Origin of the sequence: Afipia felis ATCC 53690 (genome assembly GCF_000314735.2) — a bacterium.
GTDB classification, from domain to species: Bacteria; Pseudomonadota; Alphaproteobacteria; order Rhizobiales; family Xanthobacteraceae; genus Afipia; species Afipia felis.
The window spans coordinates 574,546-597,035 of record NZ_KB375270.1; the positions used below are offsets into that span (position 1 = coordinate 574,546).

The 22,490-nt window shown below is 61.4% G+C and carries 18 protein-coding genes; 11 read left to right on the plus strand and 7 right to left on the minus strand.

The window, feature by feature from the left end:
- Positions 1-3 precede the first annotated feature (3 nt).
- The 8 genes from rseP (at position 4) to HMPREF9697_RS02975 (ending at position 10,309) form a co-directional block, all read left to right on the plus strand.
- The gene (rseP, locus tag HMPREF9697_RS02940) at positions 4-1,152 is read left to right on the plus strand and encodes an RIP metalloprotease RseP (RefSeq protein WP_002715660.1); all 1,149 of its coding nucleotides are present in this window, start codon (positions 4-6) and stop codon (positions 1,150-1,152) included.
- Between the two features lie 168 nt (positions 1,153-1,320).
- Positions 1,321-3,852, plus strand: coding sequence for an outer membrane protein assembly factor BamA (gene bamA, locus HMPREF9697_RS02945; RefSeq protein WP_002715661.1), 2,532 nt, complete (start codon positions 1,321-1,323; stop codon positions 3,850-3,852).
- Positions 3,853-3,990: 138 nt separating this feature from the next.
- Positions 3,991-5,076 carry a UDP-3-O-(3-hydroxymyristoyl)glucosamine N-acyltransferase gene (gene lpxD, locus HMPREF9697_RS02950; protein ID WP_002715662.1) on the plus strand — a complete coding sequence of 362 codons (1,086 nt, stop codon included), beginning with the start codon at positions 3,991-3,993 and terminating at the stop codon, positions 5,074-5,076.
- Positions 5,076-5,534, plus strand: coding sequence for a 3-hydroxyacyl-ACP dehydratase FabZ (fabZ, locus tag HMPREF9697_RS02955; RefSeq protein WP_002715663.1), 459 nt, complete (start codon positions 5,076-5,078; stop codon positions 5,532-5,534). The genes lpxD and fabZ overlap by 1 nt, the downstream gene beginning before the upstream one ends.
- A gap of 4 nt (positions 5,535-5,538) precedes the next feature.
- Positions 5,539-6,339, plus strand: coding sequence for an acyl-ACP--UDP-N-acetylglucosamine O-acyltransferase (lpxA, locus tag HMPREF9697_RS02960; RefSeq protein WP_002715664.1), 801 nt, complete (start codon positions 5,539-5,541; stop codon positions 6,337-6,339).
- Positions 6,340-6,350: 11 nt separating this feature from the next.
- Entirely contained in the window at positions 6,351-7,205 is an 855-nt protein-coding gene (locus tag HMPREF9697_RS02965; RefSeq protein WP_002715665.1) for an LpxI family protein, read from the plus strand.
- Between the two features lie 17 nt (positions 7,206-7,222).
- Positions 7,223-8,395: a lipid-A-disaccharide synthase gene (lpxB, locus tag HMPREF9697_RS02970; RefSeq protein WP_040307781.1), complete on the plus strand. Its 1,173-nt coding sequence runs from the start codon at positions 7,223-7,225 to the stop codon at positions 8,393-8,395.
- A gap of 222 nt (positions 8,396-8,617) precedes the next feature.
- Entirely contained in the window at positions 8,618-10,309 is a 1,692-nt protein-coding gene (locus HMPREF9697_RS02975; protein ID WP_002715667.1) for a methyl-accepting chemotaxis protein, read from the plus strand.
- A gap of 75 nt (positions 10,310-10,384) precedes the next feature.
- Here HMPREF9697_RS02975 and gltA read toward each other — a convergent pair whose 3' ends face one another.
- Together gltA and gltX are read right to left on the minus strand one after the other, a co-directional pair.
- Positions 10,385-11,689 carry a citrate synthase gene (gene gltA, locus HMPREF9697_RS02980; protein WP_002715668.1) on the minus strand — a complete coding sequence of 435 codons (1,305 nt, stop codon included), beginning with the start codon at positions 11,687-11,689 and terminating at the stop codon, positions 10,385-10,387.
- Positions 11,690-11,837: 148 nt separating this feature from the next.
- Positions 11,838-13,259, minus strand: coding sequence for a glutamate--tRNA ligase (gene gltX / locus HMPREF9697_RS02985; protein ID WP_002715669.1), 1,422 nt, complete (start codon positions 13,257-13,259; stop codon positions 11,838-11,840).
- A gap of 209 nt (positions 13,260-13,468) precedes the next feature.
- Between gltX and HMPREF9697_RS02990 the strand changes: the two genes are divergently transcribed.
- Both HMPREF9697_RS02990 and HMPREF9697_RS02995 read left to right on the plus strand, forming a co-directional pair.
- Positions 13,469-15,145: a glutamine--tRNA ligase/YqeY domain fusion protein gene (locus tag HMPREF9697_RS02990; protein WP_002715670.1), complete on the plus strand. Its 1,677-nt coding sequence runs from the start codon at positions 13,469-13,471 to the stop codon at positions 15,143-15,145.
- A gap of 94 nt (positions 15,146-15,239) precedes the next feature.
- Entirely contained in the window at positions 15,240-17,522 is a 2,283-nt protein-coding gene (locus HMPREF9697_RS02995; RefSeq protein ID WP_002715671.1) for a ComEC/Rec2 family competence protein, read from the plus strand.
- A 9-nt stretch (positions 17,523-17,531) separates the two neighbouring features.
- On the opposite strand, the gene lexA is transcribed toward HMPREF9697_RS02995, so the two are convergent.
- Entirely contained in the window at positions 17,532-18,236 is a 705-nt protein-coding gene (gene lexA / locus HMPREF9697_RS03000) for a transcriptional repressor LexA (RefSeq protein ID WP_002715672.1), read from the minus strand.
- 386 nt (positions 18,237-18,622) lie between these two features.
- Here lexA and HMPREF9697_RS03005 point away from each other — a divergent pair, with 386 nt between their 5' ends.
- A complete protein-coding gene (locus HMPREF9697_RS03005; RefSeq protein ID WP_002715673.1) occupies positions 18,623-18,922 on the plus strand; it encodes a hypothetical protein in 300 nt (99 codons plus the stop codon).
- Positions 18,923-18,946: 24 nt separating this feature from the next.
- Here the strand turns inward: HMPREF9697_RS03005 and HMPREF9697_RS03010 are convergent, their stop codons facing one another.
- The 4 genes from HMPREF9697_RS03010 to trpD are packed head-to-tail and all read right to left on the minus strand — an operon-like array spanning position 18,947 to position 22,485.
- The gene (locus HMPREF9697_RS03010; protein ID WP_002715674.1) at positions 18,947-20,155 is read right to left on the minus strand and encodes a molybdopterin molybdotransferase MoeA; all 1,209 of its coding nucleotides are present in this window, start codon (positions 20,153-20,155) and stop codon (positions 18,947-18,949) included.
- 15 nt (positions 20,156-20,170) lie between these two features.
- Positions 20,171-20,656 (minus strand): cyclic pyranopterin monophosphate synthase MoaC, encoded by a 486-nt coding sequence (gene moaC / locus HMPREF9697_RS03015; RefSeq protein ID WP_002715675.1) that lies wholly within the window; start codon positions 20,654-20,656, stop codon positions 20,171-20,173.
- A 4-nt stretch (positions 20,657-20,660) separates the two neighbouring features.
- Positions 20,661-21,458 carry an indole-3-glycerol phosphate synthase TrpC gene (gene trpC / locus HMPREF9697_RS03020; RefSeq protein ID WP_002715676.1) on the minus strand — a complete coding sequence of 266 codons (798 nt, stop codon included), beginning with the start codon at positions 21,456-21,458 and terminating at the stop codon, positions 20,661-20,663.
- Between the two features lie 13 nt (positions 21,459-21,471).
- Positions 21,472-22,485: an anthranilate phosphoribosyltransferase gene (gene trpD / locus HMPREF9697_RS03025; RefSeq protein ID WP_002715677.1), complete on the minus strand. Its 1,014-nt coding sequence runs from the start codon at positions 22,483-22,485 to the stop codon at positions 21,472-21,474.
- Positions 22,486-22,490: the final 5 nt, after the last annotated feature.

The following is a 22,490-nucleotide window of genomic DNA, read 5'->3' on the forward strand; positions in this document are numbered from 1 at the left end:
GACGTGGATTTTTTGTTCAATATTTTCCATACGTTAAGCCATGGTCTGATTGGCTATCTCGTTCCTTTTCTCTTCGTCCTGACGATTGTCGTTTTCTTCCATGAACTCGGCCATTTCCTGGTTGCGCGCTGGGCCGGCGTGCGCGTGCTCACGTTCTCGCTCGGTTTCGGTCCCGAACTGTTCGGGTTCAACGACCGCACCGGTACCCGCTGGAAGCTCTCCGCGATCCCGCTTGGCGGCTATGTGAAGTTCTTCGGCGATGCGAGCGAAGCCAGCACGCCTGCGTCGAGTGTGCTTGCCGCGATGTCGGAGAAGGAGCGGCAGGACAGCTTCCACCACAAGAGCGTGGCGCGTCGCGCCGCCATCGTGGCGGCAGGTCCGATTGCGAACTTCATCCTGGCGATTGTGATTTTCGCCGGTCTTTTCACGTTCTACGGTAAGCCCAACACCAGCGCACGGGTCGACACGGTGCAGCCCAGCAGCGCCGCTGCTGCCGCCGGTTTCAAGCCAGGTGACGTCGTCACCAAGATCGATGGGCAGACCATCGAAACCTTCGTGGACATGCAGCGCATTGTCTCCACGCGTGCAGGCGAGGAGCTGCACTTCACGGTGAAGCGCGGCGACCGCGTCGAGAACCTCACCGCAACGCCTGAGCTGCGCGAGGTGAAGGACAGCTTCAACAACGTCCACAAGATCGGCGTTCTCGGCATCAGCCGGTCCTCGACGCCCGGAGAGCATGCGGTCGAACGCGTCGATCCGGCGACGGGCCTCTGGCTCGGCGTCAAGGAGACCTGGTTCGTCGCCAAGAGCACGATCCTCTATATCGGCGACATCTTCACCCGCCGCGCGAGCACCGATCAGCTCGGCGGACCGATCCGAATCGCCCAGATTTCGGGGCAGGTGGCGACCATCGGCCTCGCGGCGCTGGTCCACCTGACGGCCGTGCTGTCGGTCTCTATCGGCCTGTTGAACCTGTTTCCGGTACCCATGCTCGATGGTGGTCACCTTTTGTTCTATGCGGTGGAGGCTATCCGAGGCCGGCCACTGTCCGAAAGGTCGCAGGAAATGGGCTTCCGTGTAGGCCTTGCGCTGGTGCTGATGCTGATGGTGTTCGCTACCTACAACGACATCCTGCATCTCGCTGGATCGTAACGGTTTTACCACCCGTGGCCGATAGGCAACGTCTTGGTGGGATTTTAGGTTTTCGATGCGAAAGGACGTTTGCCCGAGTGTTAAAATTGGCTACAAGCGGGCAATCTTTTGGGGAATCTCCCGACTCTCTCTTCGGGTCGGCTTTGGAATGATAAGGGCGCCTGGCGCATGATGGTTGGTTTGCGGGGTTTGCGGGGAGGCTTGGCGGCCGCCCTGGTTATGTTTGCTGCGCCCGCCGCAACGGTGGCTACGGTCGGTTTTGGTGTGACCGCGGCTTATGCCCAAACGGTTGCTTCCATTGGGGTTGAGGGGAACCGCCGTATCGAAGCCGATACGATCCGCTCCTATTTCAAGCCGGGCCCGAGCGGTCGCCTCGACAACGTCGCGATCGATGACGGCCTCAAGGCGCTGATCAACACCGGCCTGTTCTCCGATGTCCGAATCGAGCATCGCGGCGGCCGCGTCGTTGTTGTCGTGTCCGAAAACTCCGTGCTTGGCCGCGTCGTCTTCGAGGGCAACAAGAAGATCAAGGACGAGCAGCTCTCCGCCGAGGTGCAGTCGAAGCCGCGCGGCACGTTGTCGCGGGCGATGGTGCAGTCCGATACCCAGCGGATCATCGAAATCTATCGCCATGCCGGCCGTTACGACGTGACGGTGACGCCCGAATACATCGAGCAGCCGAACAACCGCGTTGACCTGATCTTCGTGATTCAGGAAGGCAAGAAGACCGGCGTGCAGGCCATCAATTTCGTCGGCAACCACGCGTTCTCCGCCTATCGCCTGCGTGACATCATCAAGACCCGCGAATCCAACATCCTGTCGTTCCTCACCTCCGGCGACGTCTACGATCCGGATCGCGTTGAAGCCGACCGCGATCTGATTCGCCGCTTCTATCTGAAGAACGGCTATGCCGACGTGCAGGTCATCGCGGCGTTGACCGAATACGATCCCTCGGTGAAGGGCTTCATCGTCACCTTCAAGATCGAGGAAGGTCAGAAGTATCGCGTCAGCTCGATCAGCTTCGCCTCGACGATTCCCTCGTTCGATGCGAATGCTCTGCGGCCTTTGTCACGTGTGAGCGTCGGCTCCGTCTATAACGTCGAGGCGGTCGAGAAGTCCGTCGAGGACATGACTGTCGACACGTCCCGCCGTGGTTATGCCTTCGCCCAGGTCAAGCCGCGTGGCGACCGCAACTTCGAGAACCACACCGTCTCGATCGTCTTCGACGTGACGGAAGGGCCGCGCGTCTACATCGAGCGCATCAACATCCGTGGCAATACGCGCACGCGCGATTACGTGCTGCGCCGCGAGTTCGACATTGGTGAAGGCGACGCCTACAACCGCGCGCTGATCGACCGCGCCGAGCGCCGCCTGAAGAATCTCGACTACTTCAAGGAAGTGAAGATCACGCAGGAGCCGGGCTCCTCGCCGGACCGCGTCATCGTCAACGTTGACGTTGAAGAGAAATCGACCGGCGACTTCTCGGTCTCGGGTGGTTACTCGACCGCCGACGGCGCACTCGCCGAAGTCAGCATCTCCGAGCGCAACCTCTTGGGCCGCGGTCTCTACGCGAAGGCGTCGGTGCAGTACGGCCAGTATGCACGTGGCTACACGCTGTCGTTCGTCGAGCCATATCTGCTCGGCTACCGTGTTGCGCTGGGTCTCGACCTCTATCAGCGCGAGCAACTGCCCAACAGCTACATTTCGTACACGTCGAAGACGTTCGGCTTCAGCCCGCGTCTCGGCTTCCAGCTGCGTGAAGACCTGTCATTGCAGGTGCGTTACTCGATCTCGCAGCAGAAGATCGAGCTGCCTTATCAGTATACCAACTGTAATAATGGGGGTAACTCGAATCTGCCGTTCTTCCCGACACCGGCTTATGTTGCTGCTAACGGAGGAAGCGTCACTAACCCGAGTGATCCGAGCAATCCGTTTACGTCTGTAAATAACTGCTATTCTGATGGCGAAGCTTCCATTCCAGTCAAGGCCGGTTTGGGATTCGGCGCGGTCCTGACCTCGGCAGCAGGCGCGACGCTGACCTACAACACCCTCGACAACAACAAGAACCCGACCTCCGGTATCTTGGCAGCTTGGTCTGAAGATTTCGCGGGCCTCGGCGGTGACGTGCGCTATGTGAAGTCCACCGCCGACGTGAAGCTCTATACGCCGATCGTCTCCGATATCGTCGGTTTGATCCACGTGCAGGGCGGTATCCTCAATGGCTGGGGTGGTGGCGGTGCTGCGAACGTTGGTAACCCCAACGGCGATGTCCGAATGCTGGACAATTTCCAGATGGGGCCGAACCTCGTGCGCGGCTTCGCTCCGATGGGTATCGGACCTCGTGACCTGACGATCGGAACGACGAATGACGCGCTCGGCGGCACCAAGTACTGGGGCGCTTCGGCCGAACTGCAGATGCCGTTCTGGTTTCTGCCGAAGGAGGCCGGCCTGAAGGGGGCTGTCTTCGCAGATGCCGGTTCGCTGTGGGATTATCAAGGCATCACGGTTCTTGCCTCAGACCCGACGCAGAAGGTTGATCTTGGTGACACCAATGGCATGAAGGTCCGCTCTTCGGTCGGTGTCGGCCTGATCTGGGCCTCGCCGTTCGGTCCGCTGCGGTTCGACTATGCCGTGCCGATCAACAAGGTTACTGGCGACCGCGTCCAGCAGTTCCGGTTCGGCGGCGGTACTTCGTTCTGATCCGGGCTTGAGACGCAGCTCGTTTTCATCGAGATTGAAGCGGCCGGATCATCTCCGGCCGCTTGATTTTATGGCTGGTTTGTTCCGGATTGCTTCCATTATGGATTTTCAGGGTGACCGTTCCGTGAGGCAGCAGGCATGACGCAGCCAGGCTTTTTCAAACAGCCGGAACCCATGACCCTGGGCGATATCGCCGCTCTGACGGGAGCGCAGTTGGCCGACCCGTCTAAGGCTGGGCAGACCGTCAGCGGCACATCGACGCTCGATCAGGCGGGTCCCAAGGACCTCGCCTTCTTCGACAAGCGCAGATACGGCGACGAGCTTTATCGCTCGCATGCGGGCGCCTGTCTTGTCAGCGCAGGCCTGCAGGCGGACGTGCCGGACCATATTGCGGTCCTGCGCGTGGCCAATCCCTACGCGGCCTTCGTTGAGGTCGCTCGTGTGCTCTATGCCGATACGCTGCGGCCGGCATCTTCCTTCGGGAATGATGGAATTGCGGACTCGGCCGTCGTGCACACCGATGCGTTGCTGGAGGACGGCGTGATTGTCGATCCGCTGGCGGTGATCGGCCCCGACGTCGAGATCGGCTCCGGTACGGTGATCGGCTCCGGCACGGTGATCGGAGCAGGCGTCAAGATCGGCCGGAATTGTAGTATCGGCCCCGGCGTGACGATCCTGCACTGCTACATCGGTAACGATGTCATCATCCATCCGGGCTGCCGGATTGGCCAGGACGGCTATGGCTTCGTGTCCGGGCCAAAGGGGCATAAGAAGGTGCCACAACGCGGGCGCGTTCTCATCCAGAACGACGTCGAGATCGGCGCGGGCACGACCGTCGATCGTGGCGCGTTGCGCGATACCGTGATCGGTGAGGGCACCAAGATCGATAATCTGGTGCAGATCGGCCATAACGTCACCATTGGACGGCGCTGCATCATTGTCAGTCAAAGCGGCGTGGCGGGAAGTTCGACGCTTGGCGATGGCGCTGTGCTCGGTGCGCGCGTCGGCGTCAGCGATCATGCCACCATCGGTGCGGGTTCGATGCTGGCAGCGCGCTCGAGCGTTGTCGGCGAGGTGCCGGCGAACGTGAAATGGGGCGGATCGCCCGCCAAGCCGATCAAACAATTTTTCCGTGAACTGTTCGAAGTCGAAAAGCTTGGCCGCGAGGGTCTGAACGGCGGCAAGTCGAAATCGGCAGGCGCGAACGAAGAAGGACAAAAATAATGGAAGCGCAGGCGCCAATACGTCTGGAATCGGTGGACATCGGTACCATCATGAAGACCTTGCCGCACCGGTATCCGTTTCTCCTGATTGATCGGGTGGTGGATATCCGCGACGATTTCAGCGGCATCGGCATCAAGAACGTCACTGCGAACGAGCCATGCTTTCAGGGCCATTTTCCGAACCGGCCGATCTATCCGGGCGTGCTGATGATCGAGGGGATGGCGCAGACTGCAGGTGTGATCGGGATGCTCTCCACTGAGACCGAACGGCCTACGGCGGTTTATTTTCTCACCATCGACAACTGCAAGTTTCGCAAGCCTGCGGGACCGGGGGACGTGATTTCGTATCATATGCGGCTGGTCAACCGGAAACGCGCGATGTGGTGGTTTCACGGCGACGCCAAGGTGAACGGCGTGACGGTTGCTGAGGCTGATGTCGGCGCCATGCTGGCGGATTGAACTGATGACCAGGATCGATCCCTCCGCGCGTGTTGAATCGGGCGCCGTTCTCGGCGCCGACGTCACCATTGGTCCGTTTTGCGTGGTCGGTCCGCATGCCGTGATCGGCGCAGGTACGACGTTGATCTCGCATGTCAGTGTGACCGGCGTCACGACGATCGGAGAAAGTTGCACCGTCTATCCGTTCGCCTCGCTCGGCACCGCGCCGCAGTCGACCGGCTATCGCGGCGAGCCGACCAAGCTCGTCATCGGTAATAACTGCACCATCCGCGAAGGCGTGACGATGAACACTGGTACCGTCTCAGGCGGTGGCGTCACGACAGTCGGTGATCGTGGGTTCTTCATGAACAACTCGCATGTTGGGCACGACTGCCACGTCGGCAACGACGTTATCTTCGCGACCTCCGCAACACTCGGCGGCCATTGCACGATCGGCGATTTCGTCTTTATCGGTGGTCTGTCTGCAGTCCATCAGTTTACGCGGATCGGCTCTCAGGTGATGGTCGGTGGCATGTCCGGCGTGACCTACGACATCATTCCTTATGCCATAGCCAACGGCCAGCGCGCGCGACTTGAAGGCTTGAACGTGATCGGAATGAAGCGGCGAGGCTTCAATGCTGCACGCATGAAAACCGTTCGCATATTTTACCAGAAGCTGTTTAATGGCTCGGGCGTATTCGCCGAGCGGCTGGCGACGCTGCAAAGCGAACGCGGCGCCGATCCTGCGATTGCCGAGATTCTGGACTTCATTGCGGCCGACAGGCATCGTTCGCTGACTATGACGTCGATTTCCGATCATTCCTGAATGTGGTGGTGATGGACAATCAGGCCGATCATACACACCCGGTCGGATTGATTGCTGGGGGCGGCGTTCTTCCTTTCGCGCTGGCTGACAGTCTGCTTGCGCAGGGGCGAACGCCTGTTTTTATCGGCCTGAGAGGATTCTGCGATCCGCAGCGCATCGCGAATTATCGTCATCGCTGGTTTTCCGTCGGCCAGTTCGGTTCGATCATGAAAGCGCTGCGCGAGGAGGGATGCACCGACATCACCTTCATCGGCAATCTGGTCCGGCCCGCATTCAGGGACCTGCGCTTCGATTGGTCGGCGGTGCGGCTTCTTCCGCGAATTCTGAATGGTCTGCGTGGCGGCGATGATCATATTCTCTCGGCCACAGCGCGTGTGTTCGAGGATGGAGGTTTTCGCGTGCTTGGTGTGCGCGATCTCGCACCCGATCTCCTGATGCCGTCCGGCTGCCTCACGCGTACGCAACCTGACGCAGCGAGCCTTGCCGATGCGGTGAAGGGGCGCGAGGTGCTGCAGGCGATCAGCCCGTTCGATGTTGGGCAGGCTGTCGTCGTGATCGACGGTCATGTCGTGAGCGTTGAAGACATCGAGGGTACCGATGCGCTGCTGGCGCGGATCAAGCGGCTGCGCGAGAATGGCCGGCTTCGGGCCAAACCGGGGCGTGGCGTCCTCGTCAAGGCGCCTAAGCAGGGCCAGGATTTGCGCCTCGATCTTCCAGCGCTCGGGCCACAAACGATCCGGGGCTTAATGGAAGCTGGTCTTGCGGGGCTTGCGGTTGCGGCGGGACATTCGGTCGTTGCCGAGCCGCAGGCAATGATCGAGGCAGCGGATAGTGCCGGAATCTTTGTCATCGGGCAGGAATCCTGACCGTGGCGCGGGAGGTCATGGGCAGCCGTCGAAAAATCTTTCTGATTGCCACGGAACCTTCCGGCGACCATCTCGGTGCCGCGCTGATGAAAGAACTGCGCCACCGTTTCGGTGGCGATGTCGAGTTCGCTGGAATCGGCGGTCGCGAAATGGAAGGGCAGGGACTCGGTTCGCTTTTCCCGATTGGCGATCTTGCGATTGTCGGATTCGCTGCAATTGTGCAGCAACTCCCGATGCTGATGCGGCGTATTCGCGAGGCTGCAGCGGCGGTTGTTCAGACAAAGCCTGACATTCTGGTGATTATCGACAGTCCCGATTTCACCCATCGCGTGGCGAAGAAGGTTCGCAAGATCGATCCTTCGATCCCGATCGTCGATTATGTATCGCCGACGATCTGGGCGTGGCGACCGGGGCGCGCGCGCGTCATGGCGCGTTACGTCGATCACGTGCTCGCGGTGCTGCCGTTCGAACCGGAAGAGCATCGCAAGCTCGGCGGACCGGCCTGCACCTACATTGGTCATCCGCTGATCGAACGGCTCGATACGCTGCAGCCGAATGCACAGGAGCAACAGCGGCGGGAAACGCCGCCTCCTGTGCTTGTGCTGTTGCCCGGCAGCCGCCGTGGTGAAATCCGCCACCACATGCAGGTGTTTGGCGAAACGCTGGCGGCCTTGCGCGAGCAGGGGCTTGCGGTCGAGCCTGTGCTGCCGACCTTGCCGCATTTGTTGGATGCGGTGAATGAGGCCGTCGCGCAGTGGCCGGTACGGCCGCGCATCGTGACGGGCGAGGCGGAGAAGCAGGCGGCGTTTCGCACCGCGCGCGCGGCGCTGGCGAAGTCGGGCACCGTGACGCTCGAACTGGCTTTGGCGGGCGTGCCAATGGTGACGCTCTATCGCGGCGGCGCGATAGAGGCCTGGATCGCACGTCGTGTCGTGCGCGTGTCCTCGATCATTCTCGCCAATCTCGTGATAGGCGAGAATGTTATTCCCGAATTTCATCAGGAAGAATGTACAGCGCAGAATCTTGCGCCTGCCTTGCAGGCTATTCTGAACGATACGCCGCAACGAAGTCGTCAACTCGAAGCCTTCGCGAAGCTCGACCAGATCATGAATACAGGTGCGCTTTCTCCAAGCGAGGCAGCCGCCGACGTAGTGATCGAAATGCTCGGGAAAGATCGGGCTCCACGATAATCAGTTGCTATCGGAGCGGCGATGATTCAGTACGAATTGATCTAGGTCAAAATACGTATTTCTGAGGGTCGTCGGCCTTCAGGAGGGCTTAAACAAAATTCAATATGTTTGATGCAGCGTGATCGTCATTGAGAGCGCGGCGCACTGCGATGATTCGTGGGAGACGCCATACAGATCACGCACGCTACCTCTCGAGACGTATGAACTCGATGAGGCTTTTAAATGCGCAAGAATTTTCCAGTGACCGATGCCGAGTATCCGGTCACTGATGAAACATTGATTGTTTCCAAAACCAATCTCAAGGGCAAGCTGACCTATATCAATGGTGATTTCATTGACGCGGCAGAATTCACGTCGGATGAACTAATAGGTCAGCCGCACAATATCGTTCGTCATCCGGATATGCCGGAGGTGGCCTTCGAAAACCTCTGGGACACGCTCAAGGCCGGAAAGCCCTGGCTTGGTGCGATCAAGAACCGCCGCAAGAATGGTGGGTTCTACTGGGTCCTCGCCACCGCGTCTCTCATTCGGGAAGGTGGACAAGTCACGGGTTACACGTCGATCCGGACGAAGCTGCCAGCCGACCAGCGCGCGCTCGCCGAAGAAGTGTATGCGGCCATTCGCGAGAACAAGCCGCATCGCTACCGCATCGATGCCGGCATCATCCGGAAGCGCTCCTTCTTCGATCATTTCGCGTTTTTCACGCGCACGCTGAAAGCGCGCCTGACGACGATGATCGCGGTGCAGATGATCTTCCTGCTCGCTATCGGCGTCTGGAGCGCGACTGGTCATGGCGCGTCGGGAATGCTGATGGCTTGCCTCGCCGGCATGGGTATCATCGCTTGCGCGGTTGTAGGGCGCCAGACCATTCTGGCCGTTCAAGGCCCGATGAAGCACCTGAATGAAGTCATGACGAATCTCGTTCAGGACAAGCTTGATAACCGGATTGAAATTATCCGCGACGACGAGATTGGAGAGGCGCTCCGCAATCTGCAGACGGTGCAGACCGTCATTCGCTTCAGCCGCGAAGAAGTTGGTGCCACTCAGCGCCGTGCGGATATCCAGCGCAAGACAGACATGACGAAGGTCGCGGATGCTTTCGAAGCTGCCGTTGGTGAAATCGTTGAGGCTGTAGCGGCGTCGGCCACTGAGCTCGAAGCGTCTGCGACCACGCTTGCGTCTACAGCCGATCAAGCCCAGGAGTTTGCCGCGCGCGTTGCCAGCGGATCGGAGGATGCCTCGTCGAGCGTGAGTTCGGTCGCCACCGCGACGGAGGAGATGACTTCTTCGGTGCAGGAGATTAGCCGGCAGGTGCAGGACTCGGCACGCATGACGAGTGCCGCTGTCGATCAGGCCAGATCTGCGACAGATCGCGTCAGCACCCTCTCGAATGCAGCAGCGCGTATTGGCGATATCGTCGAGATGATCAACAATATTGCGGGTCAGACCAATCTTCTGGCTTTGAATGCGACAATCGAGGCTGCAAGAGCCGGCGAAGCCGGTCGGGGGTTCTCCGTGGTGGCTTCGGAGGTCAAGGCACTTGCCGAGCAGACAGCAAAAGCGACCGGCGAGATCGGCCGACAGATCGGCGATATTCAGGGCGCCACTCAGGAATCCGTCGCGGCGATCAATGAAATCAGTAATTCCATCGAGAGGCTTTCGGAGATATCGGCCGCGATTGCCTCAGCTATCGAGGAGCAGGGGGCGACGACACAGGAAGTCGCCCGCAACGTCCAGCATGCCGCGCAAGGAGCGCAGCAGGTGTCCTCGAATGTCGGAAATCTTCAGCGTGGCGCGGTGGAGACGGGGAGCGCATCGTCTCAGGTGTTGTCTGCCGCCCAGACGCTTTCACATGACAGCCACAGGCTCAAGCTGGAGGTGGACAAGTTCCTGGATTCGGTACGCGTGGCCTGAACCGCGAATTGGAGCCGCAAAAACGAAATGGCCGGAGCATCATGCTCCGGCCATTTAATATTGTGAGTTTGAAGATTACTTGCGCTGATCGAGCGGGACGTAATCGCGCTTGGCAGCACCGTTGAAGAGCTGGCGCGGACGGCCGATCTTCTGCTCCGGATCCTCGATCATCTCGCTCCACTGGCTTATCCAGCCGACGGTGCGAGCGACCGCGAACAGCACGGTGAACATCGAGGTCGGGAAGCCCATCGCCTTCAGTGTGATGCCCGAGTAGAAGTCGACGTTCGGATACAGCTTGCGTTCGATGAAGTACGGATCGTTCAACGCGATCTTTTCGAGCTCGAGTGCGATCGGGAGCAGAGGATCGTTGGCGTGGCCGGTTTCCTTCAGCACCTTGTGGCACATCTGCTGCATGATCTTCGCGCGCGGATCGTAGTTCTTGTACACGCGGTGGCCGAAGCCCATCAGGCGGACGTTGCTGTTCTTGTCCTTTACCTTGGCGATAAATTCCGGAATTTTATCGACGCTTCCGATTTCGGCGAGCATGGCAAGCGCGGCTTCGTTGGCGCCGCCGTGAGCCGGTCCCCACAGGCAGGCGATGCCGGCGGCGATGCAGGCGAACGGATTGGCCCCGGACGAACCGGCGAGGCGCACGGTCGAGGTCGAGGCATTCTGTTCGTGGTCGGCATGCAGGATGAAGATCGTGTCGAGCGCTTTCGCCAGCACCGGATTGATCTTGTACTCCTCGCAAGGCACGGCGAAGCACATGCGCAGGAAGTTCGAGGCGTAATCGAGGTTGTTCTGCGGATAAACGAACGGCTGTCCGGCATTGTACTTGAATGCCATCGCGGCCAGCGTCGGCACCTTCGCGATCATGCGCATCGAAGCGACCATGCGCTGATGCGGATCGTTGATGTCGGTCGAGTCGTGATAGAACGCGGCGAGCGCGCCGACCGAAGCCACCATCACCGCCATCGGGTGCGCGTCGCGACGGAAGCCCTGGAAGAAGCGGGCCATCTGCTCATGCACCATCGTGTGGTTCGTGACGCGACGGTCAAAATCTTCCTTCTGGGCCTTGGTTGGCAGTTCGCCGTACAGGAGAAGATAGCAGGTTTCGAGGAAGTCACCTTTTTCGGCGAGTTGTTCGATCGGGTAGCCACGATACTGGAGAACGCCAGCGTCACCGTCGATATAGGTAATTTTCGACTGGCAGCTTGCCGTGGAAGTAAAGCCCGGATCGTAGGTGAACATTCCGGTCTGCGCGTAGAGCTTGCTGATGTCGATGACATCCGGACCCACCGTGCCGGCATAGACAGGCAAGTTTACGCTTTTCTCGCCTACGGTAAGGGTGGCTTGTTTGGTGTTGGACTTTACATCCATCGTGGATCCCCCGATGTCTCTTGCTTTCTTTAGATCACGGAGGACAGGCAAAATCTTGCGAGCCCGCCGCTATGCTTAAAGTTCGGCAGAAGGGGTATCGTATTGCTATGTGCGCTGCAAGACGGCCCTTCGAAGCCTTGGTAGGGGGTTACTGGCTCTGATCCTGCAACCGTGCCAAGGATATTTCACGTCCTAGAACGGCCAGGACATCAAAAATACCGGGAGACGTCGTTTTGCCGGTCAGTGCCACGCGTAAAGGCTGGGCAACAGCGCCGAGTTTCAGGTTGTTTTTCTCGGCGTAATCGCGCATCGCCGCTTCGGTTGTCGCCGCGTTCCATTCCTTCACGTCAGAGAGGCTGCGGTGAAGATCACCGATGAGTGAACGGGTCTGCGGCGTCAGCAATGCTGCAGCCTTTGCGTCCATGGTGAGCGGTCTGTCGGCGAAGATGTAGCCGGCATTCTCGATCAGCTCGATCAGCGTCTTGGCGCGCTCCTTTAGTCCGGGCATCGCCTGCAGGAATTGCGCGCGCGTGGCGTCGTTGAGTTTCGCCTGTAGCGCAGGGCCTTGTGGGACGAACTGCAGAACGTCTTCGACGCTCTTGAGCAATTCTGTGTCGTCCGTCGAGCGGATGTAATGGCCGTTCAGGTTTTCGAGTTTGGCAAAATCGAAGCGCGCAGCCGAGCGGCCGATCGAAGTGAGATCGAACGCCTCGATCATCTCCGGAGTGGAAAATATTTCCTGATCGCCGTGACTCCAGCCGAGCCGCACCAGATAATTCCGCAACGCTGCGGGAAGGTAGCCCATGGCGCGATAGGCTTCGACGCCGAGCGCGCCGTGACGCTTGGAGAGCTTGGAGCCGTCCGGTCCGTGGATGAGCGGAATATGCGCCATCACCGGTACGTCCCATCCCAGCGCATCGTAGATATGCTTCTGGCGCGCAGCATTGATGAGGTGATCGTCGCCGCGGATGACATGGGTTACGCCCATGTCATGGTCATCCACCACCACGGCGAGCATATAGGTCGGGGTGCCATCGGAGCGCAGCAGCACCAGATCGTCCAGATTTTCGTTCTGCCAGACCACGCGACCCTGGACCTGATCCTCGATCACGGTTTCCCCGGTTTGCGGTGCCTTGAGGCGGATCACCGGCTTGGCCCCGGCAGGTGCTTCGGCGGGATCGCGGTCGCGCCAGCGGCCGTCATAGCGCACGGCACGGCCCTCGGCGCGTGCCGCCTCGCGCATCTGGGTCAGTTCCTCCGGCGTCGCGTAGCAGCGATAGGCCTTGCCCGCGGCCAGAAGCTGTTCCGCAACCTCACGGTGCCGCGCCACGCGGCTGAACTGGTAGATCGTCTCGTCGTCCCATTCGATGCCGAGCCATTTCAGGCCGTCGAGAATGGCTTCGATTGCAGCGTCGGTCGAACGTTCGCGGTCGGTATCCTCGATCCGCAGCAGCATCTTGCCGCCGTGCCTGCGGGCATAGAGCCAGTTGAACAGCGCGGTGCGTGCGCCGCCGATATGGAGGAAGCCGGTCGGAGACGGCGCAAAGCGGGTGACGACGGATTCGGTCATTTCAGATGGTTCAATTGCTCTCGGAAAGGGTGGTTGGGCGGGCCTTTATCATACTGCCGGGGCACTGTCCCGGTATCCCGGCCGCAAATGCCGCCGGGAGGTCAAAAGTTCGTTCTCGCCCGCGCACTCCCGAATGGTGCTTCCCACGCTCCTGCTCTTGGCGTGGCGGCGCGGATTTGGCACATAGGGCACAACTTGAAAGGGTGCAAATGACTGACGAATCGACGCCGGATGTGGGCCGCGACTTCATCCGCGACATTGTGGCGGCGGATCTGGCCTCGGGAAAGCATACGGGCGTGGTGACGCGCTTTCCCCCGGAACCCAACGGCTACCTGCATCTCGGCCACGCCAAATCGATCTGCCTGAATTTCGGCATCGCCGAGGAGTTTGGCGGGCGCTGCCATTTGCGCTTCGACGACACCAACCCGGCCAAGGAAGAACAGGAATTCATCGACGCCATTCAGCGCGACGTCCGCTGGCTCGGTTTCGATTGGGGCGAGCATCTGCATTTCGCCTCCGACTATTTCGAGCAGCTTTACGCCTGGGCGCAGGATTTGATCCGCGCGGGCAAGGCCTATGTCGACGACCAGTCGCCGGACGAAATCCGGCTGACCCGCGGCACTCTGACCGAGGCCGGACAGAATAGTCCGTTCCGCAACCGTTCGGTGGAGGAGAACCTCGATCTGTTCGCGCGGATGCGCGCCGGCGAGTTCCCGAACGGCACGCGTGTGCTGCGTGCCAAGATCGACATGGGCTCGGGCAATATCAACCTGCGCGATCCGGTGCTGTATCGCATCCTGCATGCGCACCATCCGCGCACCGGCACGGCGTGGAATATCTATCCGAGCTACGATTTCGCGCACGGCCAGTCCGACTCCATCGAGCACATCACTCACTCGATCTGCACGCTGGAGTTCGAGGATCACCGGCCTCTTTACGACTGGTTCCTCGATAATCTTCCGGTGCCATCGCATCCGCACCAGTACGAGTTTGCGCGGCTGAACATGACCTACACGCTGCTGTCGAAGCGCGTGCTCACCGAACTCGTCCGCGAAGGCCACGTTTCGGGCTGGGACGATCCGCGCATGCCGACGCTCGCAGGTTTGCAGCGGCGCGGCGTGCCGGCGCAGGCGCTGCGCGATTTCGTCAAGCGCATAGGCGTCGCCAAGGCCAACTCGACCGTCGATATCGGCATGTTCGATTTCACCATCCGCGAGACGCTGAACAAGACTGCGCCGCGCCGCATGGCGGTGCTGCGGCCGTTGAAGGTTGTGATTGAGAATTATCCGGAAGGCCAGGTCGACGAACTCGATGCGGTCAATCATCCGGACGATCCGGCGCAGGGCACACGGAAAATTCCGTTCGGCCGCGAGCTCTACATCGAGCAGGATGATTTCATGGAGGAGCCGCCGAAGAAGTTCTTCCGGCTCGCGCCGGGGCGCGAGGTGCGGCTGCGCTACGCCTATTTCATCACCTGTCGCGAGGTTATCAAGAACGCGGCTGGCGAAGTTGTCGAACTGCGCTGCACCTACGATCCGGAAACGCGCGGCGGCAACGCGCCCGACGGTCGCAAGGTGAAGGCGACGATCCACTGGGTCAGCGCGGCGCATGCGGTGCCGGCGGAAGTGCGGCTGTACGACAACCTGTTTGCCTCCCCGCAGCCGGAGGCAGGCAATTTCGCCGCGCAGCTCAATCCGAATTCGCTGGAGACGCTGGTGGACTGCAAGGCCGAGCCTGCGTTCAAGACTGATGTGGCAGAGGGCGCGGTGCAGTTCGAGCGGCAGGGCTATTTTGTCCGCGATCGCGACTCGACGTCGGAGCAGCTGGTGTTCAATCGCACCGTGGGCCTGCGCGACAGCTACGCCAAGGCGACAGCGGCCGGTTAGCGCCGCTTCGCGGATTCTGCATCCGTTCCCGTGTTCAGAGCCTGATCTCATCCGCTAGCATTACGGCGGGGTCAGCCGACACACGGGCGGCGCGATGGCGGACGGGGGCTGGGAGCAGGAACGGTCGCGTGCGGGCAGGGCCATCGCATGGCCGCCGCGTGAGACGGCGGTTGTGCCTGCCTTGTCCGGGCGCAGCCTATGGCGCTTCCTGGCGGAATCGAACCTCAATTGGATCCGTGCGGAGGCTGGTCCCGGCCGCTTGCTGCCGTGGATTCCGGTCGCTTTCGGCATCGGCATCGCGCTCTATTTCACAGCGTCGCGCGAGCCGATAGCGGCAGTAGTCGCGCCGGTCGCGGGAATGGCCTGCATGCTCGCGCTGGTGATGCGGCGGCGGCCGATCTTTCCGATGATGGCGCTGCTGGCGGCATTGCTCGCGGGTTTTGCCACCGCGACGCTGAAGACCGCATACATTTCGCACGCGGTGTTGCTTGCGCCGGTCAGCTCGGCGGTGATCGAGGGGTTTATCGAGACGCATGAGGAGCGCGAGCGTACCGACCGCTTCGTGCTGCGGGTAGCAAAACTCGAGGCGCGGGGTACGCCGCAACTGGAGCGCGTCAGGCTCTCGGTGCGCAAAGGGACGGCGCCGGCGGTCGGCGCTTATGTCGCGTTGAAGGCAAGGCTGCTGCCGCCGATGCGGCCGCTTCGCCCCGGAAGTTATGATTTCGCCCGTGATATGTATTTTCAGGGTATCGGTGCATCTGGCTTCGTGCTCGGTGCAATCAGGACGTTGGATGCGCCGAAGCAGGGCGGCTGGAGGCTTCGCTACGCGGCTTGGATGCAAAGCCTGCGCGACGCCGTCGATGCGCGGATCCGAATGGTGCTGAGCGGCGACGAACGCGCGATCGCGACCGCGCTCCTCACCGGCCGGCGCGACGCGATCTCCACCTCCAACAACGACGCCTTGTTCGTTTCCGGATTAGGCCACGTGCTGTCGATCTCCGGTTATCACATGGCGGTCGTCGCGGGCGTGGTGTTCTTCGCGATCCGGGCTCTGCTTGCGCTTAGTCCGGCGTTGAGCACGCGGTTTACGATCAAGAAATGGGCAGCGTTGGCGGCGCTGATCGCTGCGCTATTTTACTTATTGCTGTCGGGCGCGGAGGTCGCGACGCAGCGTTCGTTTTATATGACGGCGCTGGTGCTGGTTGCGGTGATGGCGGATCGCCGCGCGATCACGTTCCGCACGCTGGCACTCGCCGCCATGCTGGTGTTGCTGGTGGCGCCCGAGGCGCTCGTGCACCCTAGTTTTCAGATGTCCTTTGCCGCGACACTCGGTCTCGTCGTACTGGCGCAGATAGGCATGCCGCGATGGTTCGGCACAAACGATGATACCCGACTCGGACGCTTCGCCGCGTGGGGCGGGCGCGAACTCGTGGTGCTGGCTCTGGCGTCGTTTGTCGCGGGTCTTGCGACCACGCCCTATGCAGCCTTCCATTTCCACCGCATCGCGCCTTACGGCGTCATCGCCAATCTGGCTGCCATGCCGGTCGTGTCCGCGCTGGTGATGCCGGCGGGCCTGCTCGGGATCGCGGCCATTCCGTTCGGCTTCGACGCCTTGTTCTGGCACCTGATGGAGGTCGGCATCGACTGGATGATCGCGGTGTCGCAGTGGGTAGCGGCGCTGCCCGGTGCGTTCGGGCGCGTTCATGCCTTCGGCATCGGGCCGCTGATCGTCATGAGCGGCGGCATTGTTGTGCTCGGCTTGCTGCGTTCGCCGTTGCGATGGGCGGGAGCCGGATTGATCGGTTGTGGTGTGATGTGGGCGGCTGCCGCAACCGAGCCCGACATCCTGATCGCGCGCGATGCGTCGAGTGTCGCGGTGCGCGGCAAGGATGGCCACCTGCGCATCATGCACACGGCCAAGAACGCTTTCCTGTGGCGCGAGTGGCTGGCGGCTGATGCTGATCCGCGCGTCATCACGGACCCTGGTCTCGCGCGGGGCGTGGCATGCGATGAGGCGGGATGCGTGGTCGAGGGCAAGGAGGGCGATCTTATTGCGCTGGCGCGGCAACCCGACGCGCTGGCAGACGATTGCACGCGAGCGAAAGTCCTGATCACGCCGTATCAGGTGCCATCCGATTGTGCCGCCCAGGTGTTCCATCGCGATGCGCTGCGCGAACTGGGCGGAGTGACATTAAGAAAGACAGTGCAGGGCTACAGTATTACGGCCAGCCAAACCGTTGGTATTGACCGGCCCTGGTCGCCCGCCATTCCAGATGTCTCTACAGGCCCGCACGGCAACAATGCCACCGGACGCAAGCCATCCCGGCAGCCGGTCGATGCGACCCCGCCGGCGGCAGAACAGGAGGCCGCCGACTAGAGGGTAGTCTCAGTATTTGCGGTAAAGTCCGATCAGCTTGCCTTGGATGCGGACACGGTTCGGCGGCAGGATACGAACTTCATAGGCCGCATTGGCCGGCTCCAGCGCAATGGAGGCCCCACGGCGGCGGAAGCGCTTGAGGGTCGCTTCCTCTTCGTCGATCAGGGCCACGACGATGTCGCCAGTATCGGCATTCTCATTGCGCTGGATCAACGCCATGTCGCCGTCGAGGATACCGGCTTCCATCATGGAATCGCCGCGCACTTCCAGCGCGTAATGCTCGCCAGAGCCGAGCATGTCGGGCGGCACGCTGATGGTGTGGCTGCGGGTCTGCAGCGCTTCAATCGGGGTACCGGCCGCGATGCGGCCCATCACTGGGACCGCGACAGGCTGCTCGCCGCTCTCCTCGAAGTTTCCGGACGGGGTGCTGCGAACCTTGCCGAGATTGCCTTCGATCACGCTTGGGGTGAAACCACGCCGCGCGCCGCTGTTGGCGGCGGGCTCCGGCAGCTTGATGACCTCGATCGCGCGGGCGCGGTTGGCGAGCCTGCGGATGAAGCCACGCTCTTCCAGAGCCGTGATAAGGCGGTGGATGCCCGATTTCGACCGCAGGTCGAGGGCGTCCTTCATTTCGTCGAAGGAGGGCGGAACACCGCTTTCCTTCAGCCGCTCGTTGATGAAGCGCAGCAGTTCATATTGTTTGCGTGTCAGCATCCGGCGCAGCCCTCAATCTCATGTTCCGCGGATCTTCACCCGCTTCCTGGCATCCGCCTTGTTCACGACAAGTGCCAGACTCACTCGAAACAAATCATGAACATACACTATATGTTCCATACATGTTCTGCAATAGTTAAATTCTTATGAATCCAGACGTGCTGTTTTTAGGAAATCATGCCGGAATGAGCCGAGAGGCTGGCAGGGGGCCATGGGGTCTTGCATGGCGATGCCGGAAGAGTTCCTCACAGGAGCCCCGCTTTCTGCGATGCCTCGTTGAGCCACTTCAATGTCTTCTAATTCCAGAACGGGAATGTTCGGTTGAGCTCCTTGCCGCAACCACCTACGTCTTCGCGCAATGCAACGAGCATGCAGAGGAGATGCCGATGGCAGATCAGGACGGATCCGAACCGACGCAGACCGAGATCGATCATCATCTGATGGTGACGTTTTGCCGGACGCTCGACAGCACCGCGCTGCAGCCGATGACAGTGATGCGGATGATGGCGTCTGCGTTAGGCGCAATCTACCGACAGACCTCTGCCTCGCATCATGAACAGGTGTGTCCCTGTGGTTGGCAGCCGTTGCCGTCCGATGTCGAGACGTTGCTGGCAGAAATTGAAGCCGCCGCTCGCCGTCCGCTCGTTCCTGATCTTTCGAACATGCAGATTGTCGGCAGGGCTTAAGACGCGCTGAGCCGGTTCGAGCAGTCAACCGGGCAGGCGGATGATCTCGCAACGCGCGCCAGCCAGTGCGGCGGGCGCATGCGGCGGCCGGATCAACAGCACGTCCGCGACGGACAGGTTGTTCAGGAGCGAGCTGTCCTGACGGCTCACGGCGGTCGCGACAGCGACGCCGTCATCGTTGATGGCGATCCGCGCGCGAAGATATTCCTGACGATGATCGTTGGCAGGCAGATCATGGCCGAGAATGGCATGCTCGATGCAATGTCCGACCTGCGCGCGGCCCGAGAGCGCGCGGATCAGCGGCACCACGAACAGGAACGAACACACGTAGGACGAGGACGGGTTGCCGGGCAGGCCGATCACGCTCATCGCTCCCTTGTGTCCGTGCATCATCGGCTTGCCGGGGCGCAGCGCGATCTTCCAGAACTTGATGTCGATGCCTTCGGCTTCGAACGACGGCTTGACGAGATCGTGCTCGCCGACAGACGCGCCGCCGGTGGTGAGGAGGATATCCACGTTGAGAGCTTCTGCGCGGCGGATGGCGGCGCGCGTGTCTTCCATCGTATCGCGCGCGATGCCGAGATCGATCGGCTCGGCGCCGCTGTTGCGGATGAGCGCGCGGATCGCATAGGCGTTCGAATAGATGATCTGTCCGGGTCCCGGTTGCGAGCCTGGCATCACCAGTTCGTCGCCGGTGGCGAGAACAGCGACCTTCGGCCTGCGGTATACCGGCAGCGTGGGGTGGTTCATTGAGGCGGCGAGTGACAGGTCGCGGTCGCTGAGGAGGGTACCGCGCTTCAGCAGGATGTCGCCTTCATGGAAATCGATGCCGGCCTTGCGGATATGGCGAGGCAGAGGGGCAGCTTCCGCTAAGGTGATGGAATTGTGTTCGCGCTGGACGTCTTCCTGGATGACGATGGTGTCGGCGCCATCGGGCACCACGCCGCCGGTGAAGATGCGGACAGCCTCACCTGTGCCGACGGATTTCTCGCAAGGCCGCCCGGCGGCACTCTCGCCGATCACCTCGAGGCGCGCGCCTTCGGTCGCATCTGTGGTGCGGACGGCGTAACCGTCCATCGCCGACATCGTTGCGGGCGGCTGGGTGCGGAGGGCGGCGATATCACGAGCCAGGGTGCGATGAAGCGCATCGTCGAGTCCGACGTCTTCTTCGGGAAGGGCCTGTATGCCGTCGAGAATGGAGTTCAGTGCGTCGGCGACCGGCATCAACGCCATGATGAAGCGTCCGTTTTATTTTTCATGCTTGTAGACGCCCGACTTGCCGCCGCTCTTTTCGAGAAGGCGGATGCCTTCGATATGAACGCCGCGTTCCACGGCCTTGATCATGTCGTAGATGGTGAGACAGGCGACCGACACCGCGGTAAGCGCTTCCATCTCCACGCCGGTCGGTCCCGTTACCTTGACGCTCGCCTCGACGCGGCAGCCGGGCAGCCTGTCGTCCAGCGTGATGTCGAGCGTAACTTTGGAAAGCGCGAGCGGGTGGCACAGCGGGATGAGATCGGAGGTGTGTTTCGCCGCCATGATGCCGGCGACGCGCGCGGTGCCGAGCACGTCGCCCTTCTTGGCATTGCCCTCGACGATGAGCTTGAGCGTATCGGTGCTCATCACCACGAAACCTTCCGCCACCGCGACACGCTCGGTCGCGTCCTTCGCCGACACATCGACCATATGCGCTTCGCCCTTGGCGTCGATATGGGTGAGGGAAGGTTTACTCATCGTCTCATGAAGCCTTCGCGAGCAGGGTGCGGGTAGCGGAGGTGACGTCGGCCTGCCGCATCAGGCTTTCGCCGACGAGGAAGGTCGAGATGCCGACCTTGGCGAGTCGGGCGATGTCGGCGGGCGTAAAGATACCGCTCTCGCCGACCATGATGCGGTCCTTCGGCACCGAAGCCGCGAGCGTCTCGCTGGTCGCGAGCGTTGTCTCGAAGGTGCGTAAATTGCGGTTGTTGATACCGAGCAGAGGCGAGCGCAGCTTTAGCGCGCGTTCAAGTTCATCCTGATTGTGAACTTCGAGCAGTACGTCCATGCCGAGGTCGAACGCAGCATTCTCGATATCGCGCGCGGAGGCATCGTCGAGCGCCGCCATGATGATGAGGATGCAGTCGGCGCCATGCGCGCGCGCCTCCATCACCTGATAGGTGTCGTACATGAAATCCTTGCGCAGCACTGGCAGCGAGACGGCGTCGCGCGCGGCCACCATGAAATCGAGATGACCCTGGAAGGAAGGCGTATCGGTCAGCACCGAGAGGCAGGTCGCGCCGCCGGCCTCATATGCCTTTGCGAGCGCGGGCGGATCGAAATCGGCGCGGATCAGTCCCTTCGAGGGCGAAGCCTTCTTGATTTCTGCGATCAATGCGTAGTCGCCACGCGCGATTGTGGTCTGGATCGCTTTGGCAAAGCCGCGCGCAGGCGGAGCGCGCCGGGCGGCAGCCTCGACCTCGGCTTGCGGACGAGCGGCCTTGGCGGTTGCGATTTCCTCGCGCTTGTAGCGTTCGATCTTTTCCAGAATGTCGGACAAGGATTTGTCTTCCTCAAGCACGGGATACGGCCACGAGCTGCGCCAGTTTCGCCGCCGCCGCTCCACTGTCGAGCGACTTGATGCCGAGCGCAACACCTTCCTTCAGGTCTTTCGCCTTGCCTGCGACAACAAGCGCGGCGCCTGCGTTGAGCAAAGCGACGTCGCGGTAATGGTTCTTCACGCCCTTGAGCACGGCGTCGAGCGCGTCCGCGTTCGCGGTGGCGTCGCCGCCGCGGAGATCAGCATTCTTCACGCTCGCAAGGCCGCCGTCTTCAGGTGAGACTTCAAATGAACGGATCGCGCCATCGGCGAGCTCTGTCACGAAGGTCGGGCCGGTGAGGGTGATCTCGTCGAGCCCGTCGGAGCCGTGCACAACCCAGGCCGAGGTCGCACCGAGGTTCTTCAGAACCTGCGCCACCGGCTCGACCCAATGTTTTGCGAACACACCGATCATCTGCCGCTTGACGCCCGCCGGATTGGCGAGCGGTCCGAGCAGATTGAAGATCGTGCGCGTGCCCAGTTCCACGCGGGTCGGCCCGACATGGCGAATCGCCGGATGGTGCGCAGGCGCGAACATGAAGCCGATACCCGCCTTGGCGATGCAGGTGCCGACCTGCTCCGGGGTGAGTTCGATATTGACGCCGAGCGAGGCCAGCACGTCGGCCGCGCCGGACTTCGACGACATCGCGCGGTTGCCGTGCTTGGCGACGGGGACGCCCGCGCCTGCGACGATGAAGGCCGCGCAGGTCGAGACATTGACAGAGCCGGCGCCGTCACCGCCGGTGCCGACAACGTCTACCGCGTCGGGCGGGGCAGTTACGCGCAGCATCTTCGCGCGCATGGCGCTCACCGCGCCGGTGATCTCGTCGACCGTCTCGCCGCGCACCCGCATCGCCATCAGCGCGCCGCCGATTTGCGAGGGCGTAGCCTCACCGGACATCAGATAGTCGAACGCGCGAACCGACTCCTCGCGCGAGAGCGATTGGCCGTCCGCGAGTTTCGCGAGGATCGATTTGAAATCGCTCATGCCCG